Source organism: Rathayibacter sp. AY1F2 (genome assembly GCF_002930885.1).
In the GTDB taxonomy this organism is placed as follows: domain Bacteria; phylum Actinomycetota; class Actinomycetes; order Actinomycetales; family Microbacteriaceae; genus Rathayibacter.
Map to the genome: position 1 here is coordinate 43,955 of NZ_PSVG01000002.1, position 16,701 is coordinate 60,655.

A 16,701-nucleotide genomic window follows, 5' to 3' on the forward strand; every position below is an offset into this window, starting at 1 on the left:
CCTCCTCCGGGCGGTCGTTCTGCATGTCAGGGCCCGGGTGGGGCACGACCCGATTCAAGGACCACGATGACCTCGCTCCTCTCCCGCATCCTCGCCTCCGACGGGACGCTGCCGTTCGCGGTGGTCCTCCGCCAGGGCCGCGACGCCGTCGACGTGTTCACGGGCGACGTGCTCGACGTCGAGGGCCTGGCCGACATCCCGCTCGACGGCGACGACGTGCTGACCCTCGTGCCCTACCGGCAGGTGCGCGAGCGCGGCTTCGCGGCGAAGGACGACGGAGCCCCGCTGCGCAACCTCGTGGTGCGCGAGCGCGAGAGCGTCCCCCTGGCGGAGGTGCTGCGGCTCCTGCCCGGGCGGGAGATCCCGGTCGAGGAGCGCGGCTTCGACGTGCCGGACGACGAGTACGCCGACATCGTCCGCCGGGTGATCGAGGACGAGATCGGCCGCGGCGAGGGCGCCAATTTCGTCATCAACCGCGCCTTCGTCGCGCAGACCGACGCGCCGCCCGTCGAGGCGGTCCTGGCCTGGTTCCGCCGCCTGCTCACCGACGAGTCCGGCGCGTACTGGACCTTCGCGATCCACACCCCCGGCGTCGACGGCGCGCAGACGGTCACCGCCGTCGGCGCGACCCCCGAGCGCCACGTCTCGGTGCGCGACGGCGTCGCGATGATGAACCCGATCAGCGGCACCTTCCGCCACCCCGCGGCCGGACCCACCGGGGAGGAGGTGCTCGCGTTCCTCGCCGACGTCAAGGAGAGCGAGGAGCTCTTCATGGTCGTGGACGAGGAGATGAAGATGATGAGCGCGGTCTGCCCGGACGGCGGCCGCATCCTCGGGCCGTTCCTCAAGCAGATGTCGCGGCTCAGCCACACCGAGTACCTGCTCGAGGGCCGCACCGGACTCGACGTGCGCGAGGTCCTGCGGCTGACGATGTTCGCGCCCACGGTCACCGGCTCGCCGATGGAGAACGCGTGCGCCGTGATCGCCGAGTACGAGAAGGAGCCGCGCGGCTACTACTCCGGCGTGCTCGCCCTCTTCGAGCCGGAGGAGCACGGCTACACGGTCGACGCCCCCATCCTCATCCGCACCGCCTACCTCCGCGCGGACGGCCGCCTCACCGTGCCGGCCGGCGCGACGCTCGTGCGCCATTCCACCCCCGAGGGCGAGGTCGCCGAGACGCGGGCGAAGGCGTCGGGCGTCCTCTCCGCCCTCGGCCTGCTGCCGCACCGCGAGGTGCCGCCGGCCATCGACCTGAACGCGCAGCCGGGCGTGCAGGAGGCGCTCGAGGCGCGCAACGAGCGGCTCGCCTCGTTCTGGCTCCGGCCCCAGGCGCCCGAGCACATCGCCGGCCTCGCCGGGCACACCGCTCTGATCGTCGACAACGAGGACCAGTTCACGACGATGCTCGCCCACCAGCTGCGCCACCTCGGGATGGACGCCCGGGTCGAGCGCTGGTCGGAGGTCGCCGACGTGCTGAGCGACGACCTCGTCGTCTTCGGCCCCGGCCCGGGCGACCCCCGCGACGAGTCCGAGCCGCGGATCGCACACCTGCGCTCGCTGATGACCACCCGCCTCGAGGCGGAGCGGCCGATGCTCGCCGTCTGCCTCAGCCACCAGATGCTCTCACTGCTGGCGGGCCTCCCGGTCGAGCCGCTGCCCGCGCCCCGCCAGGGCGTGCGCCTGGCGGTGGACGTGTTCGGCGAGGACGCCGCGATCGGCTTCTACAACACCTTCTCCTCCGTCGCCCCCGGCGTCGCGCGCACGCCCCGGCTGGGGCTCGAGGTGTCGGTCGACCCGGAGACGGGAGTGGTCAACGCCCTGCGCGGCGAGCACGTCGCGTCGGTGCAGGGGCACCTGGAGTCGGTGCTCTCCTCCGACGGCCTGCGCACCCTGGAGCGGCTGGTCCGCACCGCGACCGCTCAGCCCGCGCGCGCATGAGCGGCCTGCGGCTGATCGCGTCGCCCGCCTACCCGGCCGAGCTGCAGGAGGCGGTGGCCGCAGCCGTGCGCGCGGCGGCCGAGGCGGCGCGCGGCTGGTACGGGCGCGGCGACAAGGTCGCGGCGGACGAGGCGTCGGTCGCGGCGATGCGCGCCGTGCTGGCCGACGCTCCGTTCGACGGCGTCGTCGTGATAGGCGAGGGCGAGAAGGACGAGGCCCCGATGCTCGCGAACGGCGAGCGCCTCGGCCGCGCCTCCGCTCTCTCCTGCGACGTGGCGGTCGATCCGCTCGACGGGACCCGGCTCACGGCGGAGGGGCTCCCCGGCTCGGTGAGCGTGATCGCGCTGGCCCCGCGAGGCACGCTGTTCGACCCGCGTGACGTCTTCTACATGGACAAGCTGGTCTGCTCCGGAGCGGGCCGGGGCGCCGTCTCGCTCGACCTCCCTCCCGCCGAGAACGCCGCACGGCTGGCGGCGGCGCTCGGGAAGCCCGTCGCGGAGCTGGTCGTCGTCGTGCTCGACAAGCCGCGTCACTCCGGGCTCATCAAGGCTCTGCGCGCGGCCGGGGTCGCGCTCGAGCTGCGCGGCGAGGGCGACGTGTCGGTCGCGATCGAGGCGGCCGATCCCGCGGGCCGCGTCGACCTCGTCCTCGGCATCGGCGGCACCCCGGAGGGAGTGGTCGCCGCCTGCGCCGTCCGCGCCCTCGGCGGGGTCATGGAGGGGCGCCTCGCCCCCCAGACCGCACCGGAGCGCGCCAACGCCCTGGCCGCCGGCCACGACCTCGACCGCCTGCTGACCCTGGAGGACCTGGTCTCCTCGGACGACGTGCTCTTCGCGGGCTGCGCGGTCTGAGACCTCTCCCACGGGCAGGACCTCGCCCGGGAAAGCCGAAGGCCCCGGCTCGACGCGCGAACCGGGGCCTTCTCGCTGTAGCGGGAGCGGGACTTGAACCCGCGACACCACGATTATGAGCCGTGTGCTCTAACCACCTGAGCTACCCCGCCGCGCGTTCTTCGCAGGTCTGGCCTGCGGGGAACGGAGCCCCCTGTGGGAATCGGACCCACTACCTCTTCCTTACCAAGGAAGTGCTCTACCAATGAGCTAAGGGGGCGCACCTGCGGGTCTGACAGCCCCTCTCGGGGCGTGCCCGCGATTTGGCACCGTTAGACGATAGCACCTCCGCGGAGCGTCGATGACCGCGGGGGACGCGCCCCCGCGGCCGCCCGTCTGCGGCTACGCCCGGCTCGCCTCGTCGAGCGCGGCGAGCTCCTCGGCGCTCAGCTCGAGGGAGGCCGAGGCGATCAGCGCCGGCAGCTGCTCCATCACGCGGGCGCTGGCGATCGGCGCGACCACTCCGGGCTGCGAGCGGAGCCAAGCGAGGGCCACCGTCGCCACCTCGGCGCCGTGCGCCTCCGCCGCCGCATCGAGCGCCGCCAGCACCCGGCGGCCGCGGCCGTCGAGGTAGCGGGAGGCGCCGTCGGCGCGCGGACCCTCGGGCGTCGATCCGTCGCGGTACTTGCCGGTCAGGAATCCCGACGCCAGGGCGGAGTAGGGGACGACGGCCAGCCCCGCCTCGCGGGCGAGGGGCAGCAGGTCGGCCTCGATCCCGCGCTCCACGAGGTTGTAGTGCGGCTGCAGCGCGACGGGCGCGTGCAGGCCCTCCTCGCCCGCGATGCGCAGCCACTCCGCGACGCGCTCGGCGCTGAAGTTCGACACTCCGATCGCGCGAACGAGGCCCTGGTCCACGAGCTCGGAGAACACGGCGGCGATGTCGGCCATCGGCACGGCCTCGTCGTCGAAGTGGGCGTAGTAGAGGTCGATCCGGTCGGTCGCGAGCCGCTCGAGGGAGGCGCGGGCGGCCGCGCGCACGGTGTCGGGCGCGAGGCCGGTGAACTGCGGGTGGCGGCCCGCCTTCGTCGCGATCACCACGTCGTCCCGGTCCCCCGAGCGCTGCGCGAGCCACTCGCCGATGATCGTCTCGGACTCGCCGCCCGTGTTGCCCGGGACCCAGGCGGAGTACGCGTCGGCGGTGTCGATGAAGTCGCCGCCCGCGGCCGTGTAGCCGTCGAGGACGTCGAAGGAGGTCTGCCGCCCCGCGGTCCAGCCGAAGACGTTGCCGCCGAGCGAGAGCGGGAAGACGTCGATGCCGGAGTCGCCGAGCGGCGAGCGGGTGACGGAGGAGGATGCTGCGCTGTCGATGCTCATCCCCCGATTCAAGACCCGCTCCCCGCCGTGATCGATCCCCCTCACGCGCATGCGCGGCAAGGACTCAGGCTCTCAGCGCCGCGGGTAGTCGGCGTAGGCGAAGCGCGTCGAGTCCGGCGCCCAGCCGGAGACGTTGATCGTCCCCTGCCCGCCGTGGAGGCGCTCCAGCACGCGGCCGGGCTCGAGCGTCGAGCGCCCGGGGAGGTCGAGCAGCCGCAGCTCGACGTCGACGTTCTCGGGGTGCCCGGCCGTCCCCTCCGGATAGGCGAGGTAGAGCAGGTGCGCGCCGTCGGGCGACTCGTGCGGGAACCAGTCGACCGTGTCCGACTCGACCAGGCGGGAGAGCGCGGAGCCGTCGAGGCCGATGCGGAACAGCTGCGCCCCGCCTCCGGCCCGCTCGGAGTTGAAGACGAGGGTGCGGCCGTCGGCCGAGACGTCGACGCCGTCGTCGGCCGGCTCGTCGTCGGTCAGGGCGGTGAGCGCGCCTCCTCCGACCGGCATCGTGTAGACATCGGTCCGCCACCGCCCGGAGGCGTCACCGCCGCCGATCAGCGCGAGGGTCGCGCCGTCGGGCGAGACGCCGTGCAGGTAGTGCTTGAAGCGCGCGCCCTCGCGCTCGGCGGTCAGGCGGCGGGCGGGGGCGGAGCCGTCGAGCTCGACCGCGTACAGGTGCCCGTCGCGCGCCGAGACGTAGGCGAGCCCGTCGGACGGGGCGAGCACGTGGTCGTTGTTGAGCTCGGCCGGCACCCCGTCGAGCGGGATCGGCTCGAGCACGGGCGTCCCCTGGAGCGGCAGTCGGAAGAGGCCGCCGTCGCCGTTCACGATCAGGGCGGAGCCGTCCGGAGTCCAGTTCGGCGCCTCCACGAGGAGGGAGTCGGACTCGAAGACGGTCGTCGACTCCCCCGTCGCGAGGTCGTGGACGCGGAGTCGGCAGAGCTGGTCGGGGAGGAGCGAGCGGGCCATGCTCCCCACGGTAGGGCCCTGGCGGATCACGACGGGGCCGTCAAGCCTCCGCGCACTCAGGTTCCGCGGGAGGGCGCTCCGATATTCTTGACCGACTTATGCGCTGGGTACACCTTGGGAGGAACATGTGATGCTCCTCATCCTCGTGATCTCGTTCGCGATCGCCGTGGTGACCCCCTGGCTGATGGACCGGTTCGGGCCGAAGACGTTCTACGCGCTGGCGCTGATCCCGGCCGCGAGCTTCGTCGCCACCGCGACCGCCCTGCCGACGATCCTCGACGGCGGCGAGATCCGCGAGTCCGTGCCGTGGATCCCCGCGCTCGACATCGCCCTCTCCTTCCGCCTGGACGCGCTCTCGATCGTCCTCGCCCTCGTGGTCAGCGGAGTCGGCGCCCTGGTCCTCGCCTACTGCGCGACGTACTTCAGCCGCGACGAGCCCTCGCTGGGCCGGTTCGCAGCGCTCCTGTCCGCGTTCGCCGGAGTGATGTACGGGCTGGTCACGGCCGACGACGTGATCATCCTCTTCGTCTTCTGGGAGGCGACGAGCGTCCTCTCCTACCTCCTCATCGGCCACTACAGCGGGCGCAAGGAGAGCCGGGGTGCCGGGCTCCAGGCGCTCCTGGTCACGACTCTCGGCGGGCTGGCGATGCTGGTCGGGATCATCGTCCTGATCGTGCAGGCCGGTACCACCAGCCTCTCCGGGATCGTCGCCGCCGCCCCCTCCGGCCCGATCGTGTCGACGGCGCTGGTGCTCGTACTGCTCGGCGCGTTCTCGAAGTCCGCCCTGGTGCCGTTCCACTTCTGGCTGCCGGCCGCGATGGCCGCTCCCACGCCGGTCAGCGCCTACCTGCACGCCGCCGCGATGGTGAAGGCGGGCATCTACCTCGTCGCGCGCCTCGCGCCGGGCTTCGCCGACGACTCCGTCTGGCTGCCCGTGGTGGTGAGCGTCGGAGTCTGGACCATGCTCGTCGGCGGCTGGCGCTCGCTCCGGCAGTACGACCTCAAGCTCGTGCTGGCCTACGGCACCGTCAGCCAGCTCGGCTTCCTGACCGTCGCCGTCGGCTTCGGCTCGCGCGACGCCGCGCTGGCCGGACTGACCCTGCTCGTCGCCCACGCCCTCTTCAAGGCGCTGCTCTTCCTCACCGTCGGCATCGTCGACCACCGCGCCGGCACGCGCGACCTCCGCAAGCTCAGCGGCCTGGGACGGCAGGCGCCGGTGCTCGCGGGCGCCGCCCTCGTCGGCGTGCTGTCGATGGCGGGCATCCCGCCGCTGCTGGGCTTCGTCGCCAAGGAGGCCGTGTTCACGAGCCTGATCTCGGCGATCGAGCAGGGCTCGTTCTGGGCCTGGGTCGCGCTGGTCGGCCTCGTCCTCGGCTCGATCCTCACCGTGGCCTACTCCGCGCGCTTCTTCTGGGGCGCCTTCGCCCGGAAGAAGGGGCTCGAGGACACGCACCTGCACGCCGAGCCGTGGACCTTCACCGCCGCCCCGGTGCTGCTGGCCGCCGCCAGCATGATCGGCGGGATCGCCGCCTCCGTGCTCGACCCGCTCGTCGCCGTCTACGCGGACACCCTCCCCTACGCCGCCCCGGACGCCGACCCGGAGCTCGCCGCCGCCGCGGAGGCCTCCGACCACGGCGGCTACCACCTCGCGCTCTGGCACGGCTTCGAGCCCGCGCTGGCACTCAGCGCCCTCGTGATCGCCGTCGGACTCCTGCTCTTCGCCAAGCGCGTCGCCGTCGCGCGCGCGCAGTCGATGCTGCCCAACCGGATCGACTCGGCCGAGGGCTACTGGGCCACCGTCCGCTGGCTCGACCGTGTCGCCAGCACGGTCACCGAGTTCGTCCAGCGCGGCTCGCTCCCCCGCTACCTGACGGTGATCTTCGCGGTCTTCGTCCTCGGCGTCGGCGGTGCGGCCGCCCTCAACCGCACCTGGCCGGGCGATCTCGTCTTCTGGGACAGCCCGGGCCAGCTCGCGGTCGCGGCCGTGATGATCCTCGCGGCGGTGCTGTGCGCGATCGCCCGCAACCGCGTCGCCGCCGTGCTGCTGGCCGGCGCCACCGGCTACGGGATGGTGGCCCTCTTCGCCCTGCAGGGCGCACCGGACCTCGCCCTCACCCAGGCGCTCATCGAGACGGTGACCCTCGTGGTCTTCGTCCTGGTGCTGCGCCGCCTCCCGACCCGCATCGCCGCGAAGCACCAGCCGATGCGCAAGCGCCTGCGCGCCGTCATCGGCATCGCGGTCGGAGCAGTCATGGCCCTCGCCGCCACCATCGCCCTCGGCGCCCGGACCGCGACGCCGATCTCGGCCGAGCTGCCCCGCCTCGCCTACGAGGAGGGCAAGGGCCGCAACATCGTCAACGTCCTGCTCGTCGACATCCGCGCCTGGGACACGATGGGCGAGATCTCGGTCCTCGTCGTGGTCGCCACCGGCGTCGCGAGCCTGATCTTCCTCTCCAGCCGGGCCGGAGGCGCTCCCCGCCTCGAGTCGCAGAGCGCCGACGACCGCCGCGAGCGCGCGATGGACCTGACCGCCTCCTCCGCCGACGCTGAGCGCGACGGCGACCGCGGCTCCTGGCTCGTCGCCGGGCGCACGCTCCGGCCGGAGAACCGCTCGATCGTGCTCGAGGTGCTGGTGCGCCTGCTCTTCCACCCCGCGATGATCGTGTCGGTCTACCTGCTCTTCACCGGACACAACACCCCGGGCGGAGGCTTCGCGGGCGGCCTGCTCGCCGGTCTCGCCCTCGTCGCGCGCTACCTCGCCGGCGGCCGCTTCGAGCTCGGCGAGGCCGCGCCGATCGACGCGGGCAAGGTCCTCGGACTCGGCCTCTTCTTCGCCGTCGGCACCGCCGTCTCCTCCCTCGCCTTCGGCCTCGAGGTCCTCGAATCGAGCTGGCTCGACCTCGAGGTGCCGGTGCTGGGCGAGCTCCACCTGGGCACGTCCACCCTCTTCGACATCGGGGTGTACCTGATCGTGATCGGCCTCGCCCTCGACATCCTCCGCAGCCTCGGCGGCGAGGTCGACCGCCACGGCGAGGAGGCCGAGCAGGGCTCCCCCTCGGGCGACGGCGTCACGCACTCGACGGACAGCACCCCCGGCCCCGGCCAGGGCACGGTCGACGGGCTCGAGACCTCGCTCCCCACCGGCTCCACGGTCGTCGGCGGACCGGGCAGGGGGGACGGCGCATGAGCATCACCCTCGTCCTCGTCGTCGTGATGGCGGTGATGTACGCGGCGGGCGTCTATCAGATGCTCGAGCGCAGCCTCACCCGCATCCTGATCGGGTTCCTGCTCGTCGGGAACGCGACCAACATCCTCATCCTGCTGATGGCCGGCCGCTCGGGCATCGCGCCGTTCGTCACCGACGACGGGCGCTCCTACGAGCAGATCGCCGCCGAGATGGCCGACCCGCTGCCACAGGCGCTGATCCTCACCGCGATCGTGATCACCTTCGGGGTGTCCGCCTTCCTCCTCGCGATGATCTACCGGCGCTGGCGCCTCGCCAACGCCGACCAGGTGGAGGACGACGAGACCGACGCCTCCGTCCGCGAGGACGCGGCGGGCATCTCGGCCCAGACCACCGCCGACGACCGGGCGCTCGACGTCCTGCTCGAGTCCAGCGACGAGGGCACCGCCGCCAAGCACGGGGAGAGCGCCATGACCGACGACAGGAAGGAGGACCGATGAACGCCCTGATCCCGCTCGTCGTCACCCTCCCCCTCCTGGGAGCGGCCGTCGCGCTGATCCTCGGACGCCACCGGCGCGCGCAGATCACCGTGAACATCGTGACGCTCTCGAGCGTTCTGGTGATCTCCTCGGTGATGCTCGTGCTGGTCCTCACCGGCGACGGAGGCGGCAGCGCCGTCTACGTGGGCGGCTGGGAGCCGCCGTGGGGCATCGTGCTGGTCGTCGATCCGCTCGCCGCGCTGATGCTCGTGATCACCTCGATCACCCTGCTGGGCGTCCTGCTGTTCTCGGTCGGCCAGGGCCTCGTCGACGGCAACCGCGAGACGCCGGTCACGATCTTCCACCCGACCTACCTGATCCTCTCGGCGGGCATCCTCAACGCCTTCGTCGCGGGCGACCTCTTCAACCTCTACGTCGGCTTCGAGATCCTGCTGGCCGCGAGCTACGTGCTGATCACCCTGGGCGGCACCGCGCCGCGGATCCGCGCCGGCACGACCTACGTGGTCGTCAGCCTGGTCTCGAGCGTGTTCTTCCTCTCGGCCATCGGCCTGCTCTACGGCGCCACCGGCACGGTCAACATGGCGCAGCTCTCGATCCGCATCGCCGAGCTCCCCGCCGACGTGCAGCTGGTGCTCCACGTGGTGCTGCTGCTCGGCTTCGGGATCAAGGCGGCCGTGTTCCCCCTGTCGTTCTGGCTCCCGGACTCGTACCCCACGGCTCCGGCGCCGGTCACCGCCGTCTTCGCCGGACTCCTCACCAAGGTCGGCGTGTACGCGCTGATCCGCACCGAGACCCTGCTCTTCCCCGGCGGGAGGCTGAGCGAGGTGCTGCTGGTGGTGGCGCTGCTGACGCTGATCGTCGGCATCCTCGGCGCGGTCGCGCAGGCCGACATCAAGCGGATGCTGTCCTTCACGCTGGTCTCGCACATCGGCTACATGGTCTTCGGGATCGCCGTGGGCACCCCGGCCGGCTACGCGGCGACGATCTTCTACGTCATCCACCACATCACGGTGCAGACGACGCTCTTCCTCGCGACCGGCCTGATCGAGCGCGTCGGCGGCACCACCTCGATCCTGCGCCTCGGCGGGCTGCTCAAGGCCTCGCCGCTGCTGGCGCTGCTCTACTTCATCCCCGCGATGAACCTCGGCGGGATCCCGCCGTTCACCGGCTTCCTCGGCAAGGTGGGGCTCTTCGTCGCCGGCACGGAGTCGGCCGTCGACCAGCCGTCGTGGCTGATCTGGGCCGTCATCGCCGCCGGGGCCGTGACCTCGCTCCTGACCCTCTACGCCGTCGCGCGCGTCTGGAACATGGTCTTCTGGCGCCGCCAGGAGGAGGTGCCCGGCTACGAGTCGCCCCTGATCGACCAGCTGCAGGAGGACCCCGACGACACGGGCAGCATCCGCACCCGCCACTCGCCGCCCATGATGGTGCTCGCCACCGCGGGGATGGTCGTCGTCGGCGTCGTGCTGACCGTCGGCGCCGGTCCCCTCTACGACGCGAGCGAGCGAGCGGCGAGCGCGGTCGCCGACCCCGCGACCTACATCGCGACCGTCTACCGCGACTCGTCCTTCGGAGAGGAGGGGCCGCGATGAGCCCCCGCCGCCGCGTCGACATCTGGAACCGCGTCGCGATGTTCGTGACCCTCGTCGGGATCTGGGTGCTGCTCTGGGACGACGTCTCGGTGCTGTCGATCGTCACCGGCTTCCTGGTCGCCCTGCTGATCACCCGGGTGTTCTACCTGCCGCCGGTCGAGTTCTCGAACCGCATCAACCCGTGGTTCGTGCTCCTCTTCCTCCTGCGCCTGCTGGCCGACATCGCGGTGGCCTCGGTGCGGGTGTCCTGGCAGATCCTGACCCTGCCCGTCCCGGTCCACAACGCCATCGTCGCCGTGCACCTGCGCAGCCGCTCCGAGGGGATGCTCGTCTGGACGACGGAGGCCGTCTCGCTCGTCCCCGGCTCCCTGGTGATCGACGTGGACCCGCAGCTGAACGTCCTCTACCTGCACGTGCTCGGCGTGACCCACGACGAGGGCGAGCGGATCGACGAGGTGCGCCGGACGGTCCTCCGGACGGAAGCGCGTATCGTCCGGGCCATCGGCTCCCGCGAGGACGTGCAGCGCGTGAATCGGCCGATCGAGGCCGGATCGGGGGTGGTCCGGTGATCGACTGGCTGATCTGGATCCTGGTGCCGGTCTTCGGCGCCGCCTGCCTGCTCGCGCTCGTGCGGATCCTCCGCGGTCCGTCCGTGCTCGATCGGGTCGTCGCGGCCGACGTGCTCGTCGCGACGATCATCTGCGGGATCGGCGCCGAGATGGCGGTCAACCACCACGCGCGGACCCTGCCCGTCGCGCTCGGGCTCGCGCTGTTCGCCGTCTTCGGATCGATCAGCGTCGCCAAGTTCATGGCCAACCGCGAGGAGGACTGACATGGACCTGTTCTTCGACGTGCTCACCGCTGTGCTGCTGCTGGTCGGCGCCCTGCTCTCGCTGCTGGCCGCGATCGGCTTGATGCGGTTCGACGATCTGCTCTCCCGGATGCACGCGGGCACGAAGCCGCAGGTGCTCGGACTGATCTGCGTGATGCTCGCGGTCGCCATCCGGAACCCCGGCTTCGCCGCCGCGGGGACCATCGTGCTGGTGATCGGCTTCCAGCTGCTGACCGTGCCCGTCTCGGCGCACATGGTCGGCCGGGCGGCCTACCGGGCCGAGGCCGTCTCTCCCGGGTACCTCGTCGCCGACGAGCTCGCGGAGGCGGTCACCCGCGCCGACGAGCAGGCCCGCGCGACCGGGCCCGAGACCGTGCACGCGTCCGAGGAGCGGGCGCGCACCTCCTCCGCGCCCCCGCCCGAGGACGAGGACGGCCCGGCCGCGACCGCCTAGGCGACGAGGACGAGCTGCACGGCGGAGGCGCCGGTCATGCTGCGCAGCGCGAATCCGCCGATCGCGAGGGTGACGGCGACCAGGCCGCCGACCAGCAGCACCAGCAGCGGCACCACCCACAGCAGCGCCCGTCGGCGTCGGGCTCGGGCCTCGTCCGGCGTCTCTTCGATCACCCGTCGACTGTACGGGACGGCGGGGGGCGTGCCCCCGGCGCCCACGAGCCGCCCGATAAACTCGACCGCATGACCCTGGACTCCGCTACCTCCGGCGCGCCCGAGAACTCCCCCGGCCCCGACTCCGAGGCCGAGCACCGCCGGGGAGCCGAGTGGTGGCGCACCGCCGTCATCTACCAGATCTACCCGCGCTCCTTCGCGGACGCGGACGGCGACGGCATCGGCGACCTGCCCGGCATCGCCTCGCGCCTCGAGAGCCTCGCCGAGCTCGGCGTCGACGCGATCTGGCTCTCGCCCTTCATGACCTCGCCGCAGAAGGACGCGGGCTACGACGTCGCCGACTACTGCGACGTCGATCCGCTCTTCGGCACCCTCGCCGACTTCGACGCGATGCTCGCCCGCGCTCACGCCCTGGGCATCCGGATCATCGTCGACCTCGTCCCCAACCACTCCTCCAGCGCCCACCGCTGGTTCCAGGAGGCGCTCGCCGCTCCCGCGGGCAGCGCCGAGCGGGCGCGCTACCTGTTCCGCGACGGCCGGGGCGAGTCGGGCGAGCTGCCCCCGAACAACTGGGAGTCTGTCTTCGGCGGCCCCGCGTGGACCCGCGTCATGGAGCCCGACGGCTCGGCCGGCCAGTGGTACCTGCACCTCTTCGACACCTCGCAGCCCGACTTCGACTGGACGAACGAGTGGGTGCGCGAGCGCTTCCGGGAGGTCCTCCGCTTCTGGCTCGACCGCGGCGTCGACGGCTTCCGCGTCGACGTCGCGCACGGGATGATCAAGGCCGAGGGGCTGCCCGACTACACGCCGCCCGCCGACAGCGGGTCGATGGGCGGAGTCGCTCCCGCCGACGGCGAGCAGCCCGCCACCGCCCCCTACTGGGCGCAGGACGGCGTCCACGAGATCTACCGCGACTGGCACTCCCTGCTCGCCGAGTACCCGGACGACCGCGTGCTCTGCGCCGAGGCGTGGGTGCAGCCCCTCTCCAAGCTCGCCCGCTGGGTCCGCCCCGACGAGATGCACCAGGCCTTCAACTTCGCCTACCTCGAGACCCCGTGGAGCGCACCCGCCCTCCGCGACATCATCGACTCCTCCGTCGAGGCCTTCGCCGCCGTCGGCGCCCCGTCGACCTGGGTGCTGTCGAACCACGACGTCGTGCGCCACGCGAGCCGCCTGGCACTGACGTCCGACAACCCGCAGGGCTACGGCATCGGCCCGCGCACGCCGGGACTCCCCGACCCCGTCCTGGGGCTGCGCCGCGCTCGTGCCGCGACCGCCCTCATGCTCGCGCTCCCCGGCTCCGCCTACGTCTACCAGGGCGAGGAGCTCGGGCTCCCCGAGGCGATCGACCTGCCGGACTCGGCGCGTCAGGACCCGACCTGGTTCCGCACGGGCGGCGAGCGCTACGGCCGTGACGGTTGCCGGGTGCCGATCCCGTGGGAGGCGGACGCACCCGCGTACGGCTTCAGCGGCACCGGCGACTCCTGGCTGCCGCAGCCCGGCGACTGGGCGCCGCTCGCGCGCGACCGCCAGCGCGGTGTCGCGGGCTCGACGCTCGAGCTGTACCGGTCCCTGCTCGCGGTGCGCCGCGCCGAGGACCTGGGCTCCGGCGCCGTCGAATGGCTCGAGGGCTACCCGGAGGACGTCGTGGCGTTCCGCAACGGAGCCGTCACGGTGATCGCGAACCTCGGCGAGGCTCCGGTCGAGCTGCCCGTCGGCTCCGTGGTGCTGTCCTCGGAGGAGCTGCACGAGCCGGCGCTGCCCGCCGACACCACGGTCTGGCTGCACGCGGAGTAGCGGGCCGCGGGGTCCGCCCGGCGGCTCCCGCGTCCCGCCGCCGGGTCAGCGCCCGGCGTTGGCCTTGAGCCAGAGGTAGGAGTCGACCTTCGTCACTCCGTCGAGGCGGATCTCGAAGTGCAGGTGCGGGCCGGTCGACATGCCGGTCGTGCCCACCAGGCCGAGGAGCTGACCGACCTTCACCGGGTCGCCCTCGGAGACGGCCGCCGAGCCGTGCTGCATGTGCGCGTACACGCTCGAGACGAGCTGCCCGTCGATCTCGTGGTCGACGATCACGTGCACGCCGAGCGAGCCCTCGCCGTCGATGACCGTGCGCACGACGCCGTCGGCGATCGCCTGGATGGGCGAGCCGTCGCCCGGGTTGAAGTCGGTGCCGCCGTGGTTCACCGAGCAGCCCGCGCAGTTGCGGTAGCCGAAGCGGTCGCCCACCGGCACGCCGACGGCGAAGGGCCACTGGATGGACGCGTTCGGGTCGTTCGTGAAGCCGGTGTCGGAGGTGCGGACGATGTCGGCGACGTTGGTCTGCGTCTTGCGCTCCTGCACGCCGAACCCGTCGCGGGCGACCGTCTCGGCGCTGACCTCGCCGGCGACGAACGACTGCGCGCCGCGGCGGGCGTCGGCGCCGAAGGGGGTCGAGAGGCTCTGCGCCTGCACGTCCTCCGCGGTCAGGAGAGATGTGGCCGGCAGAGAGGTCGCCGCCACGATGGCCGCGACGAAGGAGAGGGCGACGAGTCCGCCGACCCGGGCCCGGCGCACGGGCCGGAGCGGCGTCGCGCGCGGAGCGGGGACGGGCGCCGGGGCGCTGCGGACCGAGGCGACGCGGCGCTCCGCCTCGCGCAGCTGCTCCGCCGTGGGAGCCGCGAGGAGGTCGTCGGAGCCGCTCGCCAGCGAGACGTCGGAGGCGAGGGCCAGAGCGCGCTCGCGCTCGCGGAGCTCGCGACGGGAGAGGGGTGGAGTCGATTCGCCGGGGGTCGATGCAGGGGCAGCGGGGGCGGGCGAATCGGGGCTCACGAAATCGATGTCTTCCGTCGGGGGCAGGGGACGAGCGGGCCTCCAGGGAGAGGCAACGCTCGGCTCCGTGAGCGCAGCCTGTGCGAACATCACGAATTCATAAAGGATAACCACGGCCGGCGGGATCCGGCCAGAGGCCGCCGCGCACAGGCGCGATCGGGGCACGACGCGCGGCGAGCCCCGGCGGGATCCTGCGCCGATCCGCCTCTCGGCGCACGGAATCCGTGTCGGCTCGGCCTGGGAGAGCGGTTACACCTCGTCCGCGCGCAGGCGGCGCAGCAGATCCTCCAGCTCGGCGAAGAGAGGATCCGGTGCCGCGATGAGCAGCCCGGAGCCGAAGGGTGCGCCGTCGAGTCCCGCGACCCGCGCACCCGCCTCCTCGGCGATGAGGGCGCCCGCAGCGAGGTCCCACGGGTTCAGGCCCCGCTCGTAGTACGCGTTCAGCTGCCCGGTGGCCACCGAGCACAGGTCGAGCGCCGCCGAGCCGATGCGGCGGATGTCGCGGACCGAGCCCAGGAGCTCCTGCACCACGGCGCCCTGACGCATCCGGCGGCCCGCGTCGTAGCCGAAGCCGGTGCCCACCAGCGCGAGCGAGAGGGAGGAGGGAGCCGAGACCTGCAGCGCGACTCCGTCCCGCTCGGCTCCCCCGCCTCGGCTGGCCGTGGTCACCTCGCCCGTCGCTCCGTTCACGACCGCGCCGGCGAGCGCGGTCCAGGTCGCGGGATCCGGCTCCCCCTCCACCACAGCGATGCTGACCGCGTAGGAGGGGATGCCGTAGAGGTAGTTGACGGTCCCGTCGATCGGATCGACGACCCAGGTCAGCCCGCTCGTGCCGCCCCCCGACCCCGACTCCTCGCCGAGGAAGCCGTCGTCCGGACGCGCCTCGGCCAGGCGCCGGCGGATCAGCTCCTCGACCTCCCGGTCCGCGGCCGTCACCACGTCCTCCGGAGACGACTTCGACGCGGCGATCTCGACACCGTCCTCCCGCCGCTGGCGGGCGAGGTGCGCCGCCTCGACGGCGATCGAGCGGGCGATGGCGAGGAGGGGGGCGTTGTCGCTCATGGTCCCAGCCTAGGGATCGGGCCCATCATGGGGGGATGAGCACCCCTATCGCCCTCACCGGAGCCACCGGAGCCGTGGGCGGTCGCGTCGCGCGCGAGCTCGCCGACGCCGGTCACGCCCTCCGCCTGCTGGTCCGCGACCCGTCCCGCGCGCCCGAGCTCACCGGGGCCGAGGTGGTGCGCTCCTCCTTCGCCGACGCGGGCGACTCGCTCGAGGGCGTGCGCCTCCTCCTGATGGTCTCCGCCTCCGAGAACGAGGAGCGCCGCGCCGAGCACCTCGCGTTCGTCGGTGCAGCCGCCGCCGCGGGTGTCGAGCACGTCGTCTACACCTCCTTCGCCGGAGCCGCACCCGACGCGGTCTTCACCCTCGCCCGAGACCACGCGGCCACCGAGGACGCGATCCGCCGCTCGGGCATGGGCTGGACGTTACTCCGCGACAACCTCTACCTCGACTTCCTGCCCGCGATGCTCGGCGAGGACGGCGCGATCCGCGGACCCGCGGGAACGGGCCGGGCCGCCGTCGTCGCGCGCGAGGATGTGGCCCGCTCGGCCGCGGCTGTCCTCCGCTCCCCCTCCGAGCACCGCGGAGCCGCCTACGAGCTGACCGGGCCCGAGGCCCTCACCCTCGACGAGGTCGCGGCGACCCTGACGGCGGCGGGCCGCCCCGCCGTGTACGTCGACGAGACCCTCGAGGAGGCGTACGCGTCACGCCGCCGCTGGAACGCACCGGGCTGGCAGCTGGACGCCTGGGTCAGCACCTACTCCGCGATCGCCGCCGGACAGCTGGAGCACGTCTCGTCCGACGTCGAGCGGCTGACCGGACGGCCGCCGCTCTCCCTCGCAGCGTTCCTGGAGCAGGAGGCGCGGGGCTGAGGCGACGGGGCGGGCCGGGCCGACGGCGCGCGAGGTGCGACGGGACGAAGAGGCCGGGTCCGGCGATCCGCCGGACCGGTGCTCCCCCGGAAAGGCGCTCCCCCGGAAAGGCGCTCCGC

Annotated in this window: 15 protein-coding genes and 2 tRNA genes; 10 read left to right on the plus strand and 7 right to left on the minus strand. The window is 72.9% G+C overall.

The genetic code is table 11. From position 1 onward, the window contains the following. Positions 1 to 66: 66 nt before the first annotated feature. Positions 67 to 1,938 (plus strand): anthranilate synthase family protein, encoded by a 1,872-nt coding sequence (locus tag C5C54_RS01925; RefSeq protein WP_104262966.1) that lies wholly within the window; start codon positions 67 to 69, stop codon positions 1,936 to 1,938. After that, positions 1,935 to 2,789: a fructose-bisphosphatase class II family protein gene (locus C5C54_RS01930; protein ID WP_104287686.1), complete on the plus strand. Its 855-nt coding sequence runs from the start codon at positions 1,935 to 1,937 to the stop codon at positions 2,787 to 2,789. The genes C5C54_RS01925 and C5C54_RS01930 overlap by 4 nt, the downstream gene beginning before the upstream one ends. Positions 2,790 to 2,867: 78 nt before the next feature. Here the strand turns inward: C5C54_RS01930 and C5C54_RS01935 are convergent. The 4 genes from C5C54_RS01935 to C5C54_RS01950 form a co-directional block, all read right to left on the minus strand. After that, positions 2,868 to 2,941, minus strand: a tRNA-Met gene (locus C5C54_RS01935). Positions 2,942 to 2,976: 35 nt separating this feature from the next. Further along, positions 2,977 to 3,048: transfer RNA gene (locus C5C54_RS01940), tRNA-Thr, on the minus strand. A gap of 122 nt (positions 3,049 to 3,170) precedes the next feature. Continuing rightward, a complete protein-coding gene (locus C5C54_RS01945) occupies positions 3,171 to 4,142 on the minus strand; it encodes an aldo/keto reductase (RefSeq protein WP_104260450.1) in 972 nt (323 codons plus the stop codon). Positions 4,143 to 4,214: 72 nt separating this feature from the next. Beyond that, entirely contained in the window at positions 4,215 to 5,105 is an 891-nt protein-coding gene (locus C5C54_RS01950; protein WP_104287687.1) for a PD40 domain-containing protein, read from the minus strand. Between the two features lie 130 nt (positions 5,106 to 5,235). On the opposite strand from C5C54_RS01950, the gene C5C54_RS01955 reads away from it, so the two are divergent. Genes C5C54_RS01955 through mnhG form a run of 6 tightly spaced genes read left to right on the plus strand, consistent with a single transcriptional unit; the run spans position 5,236 to position 11,667 of the window. Further along, entirely contained in the window at positions 5,236 to 8,292 is a 3,057-nt protein-coding gene (locus C5C54_RS01955) for a Na+/H+ antiporter subunit A (protein WP_104262963.1), read from the plus strand. Next, positions 8,289 to 8,789 (plus strand): Na(+)/H(+) antiporter subunit C, encoded by a 501-nt coding sequence (locus tag C5C54_RS01960; RefSeq protein ID WP_104223614.1) that lies wholly within the window; start codon positions 8,289 to 8,291, stop codon positions 8,787 to 8,789. The genes C5C54_RS01955 and C5C54_RS01960 overlap by 4 nt, the downstream gene beginning before the upstream one ends. Then, complete coding sequence (locus tag C5C54_RS01965) at positions 8,786 to 10,381, plus strand: Na+/H+ antiporter subunit D (RefSeq protein ID WP_104262962.1); 1,596 nt, start codon at positions 8,786 to 8,788, stop codon at positions 10,379 to 10,381. Before C5C54_RS01960 ends, C5C54_RS01965 begins: the two co-directional genes overlap by 4 nt. Beyond that, positions 10,378 to 10,950 carry a Na+/H+ antiporter subunit E gene (locus C5C54_RS01970; RefSeq protein WP_104234245.1) on the plus strand — a complete coding sequence of 191 codons (573 nt, stop codon included), beginning with the start codon at positions 10,378 to 10,380 and terminating at the stop codon, positions 10,948 to 10,950. Before C5C54_RS01965 ends, C5C54_RS01970 begins: the two co-directional genes overlap by 4 nt. Next, the gene (locus C5C54_RS01975) at positions 10,947 to 11,213 is read left to right on the plus strand and encodes a monovalent cation/H+ antiporter complex subunit F (RefSeq protein WP_308470711.1); all 267 of its coding nucleotides are present in this window, start codon (positions 10,947 to 10,949) and stop codon (positions 11,211 to 11,213) included. The genes C5C54_RS01970 and C5C54_RS01975 overlap by 4 nt, the downstream gene beginning before the upstream one ends. A gap of 1 nt (position 11,214) precedes the next feature. Continuing rightward, the gene (gene mnhG / locus C5C54_RS01980; RefSeq protein WP_219812138.1) at positions 11,215 to 11,667 is read left to right on the plus strand and encodes a monovalent cation/H(+) antiporter subunit G; all 453 of its coding nucleotides are present in this window, start codon (positions 11,215 to 11,217) and stop codon (positions 11,665 to 11,667) included. Here the strand turns inward: mnhG and C5C54_RS17815 are convergent. Then, the gene (locus C5C54_RS17815; protein ID WP_181067860.1) at positions 11,664 to 11,840 is read right to left on the minus strand and encodes a hypothetical protein; all 177 of its coding nucleotides are present in this window, start codon (positions 11,838 to 11,840) and stop codon (positions 11,664 to 11,666) included. The genes mnhG and C5C54_RS17815 overlap by 4 nt on opposite strands. Positions 11,841 to 11,909: 69 nt before the next feature. Between C5C54_RS17815 and C5C54_RS01985 the strand changes: the two genes are divergently transcribed. Beyond that, a complete protein-coding gene (locus C5C54_RS01985; RefSeq protein WP_104287688.1) occupies positions 11,910 to 13,637 on the plus strand; it encodes a glycoside hydrolase family 13 protein in 1,728 nt (575 codons plus the stop codon). A 45-nt stretch (positions 13,638 to 13,682) separates the two neighbouring features. Here C5C54_RS01985 and C5C54_RS01990 read toward each other — a convergent pair whose 3' ends face one another. Further along, complete coding sequence (locus tag C5C54_RS01990; RefSeq protein WP_104266745.1) at positions 13,683 to 14,648, minus strand: M23 family metallopeptidase; 966 nt, start codon at positions 14,646 to 14,648, stop codon at positions 13,683 to 13,685. Positions 14,649 to 14,897: 249 nt separating this feature from the next. Further along, the gene (locus tag C5C54_RS01995; RefSeq protein ID WP_104233409.1) at positions 14,898 to 15,710 is read right to left on the minus strand and encodes an inositol monophosphatase family protein; all 813 of its coding nucleotides are present in this window, start codon (positions 15,708 to 15,710) and stop codon (positions 14,898 to 14,900) included. 35 nt (positions 15,711 to 15,745) lie between these two features. Here C5C54_RS01995 and C5C54_RS02000 point away from each other — a divergent pair, with 35 nt between their 5' ends. Beyond that, positions 15,746 to 16,582, plus strand: a complete 837-nt coding sequence (locus C5C54_RS02000; protein ID WP_104272791.1) for an SDR family oxidoreductase — start codon at positions 15,746 to 15,748, stop codon at positions 16,580 to 16,582. Positions 16,583 to 16,701 lie beyond the last annotated feature (119 nt).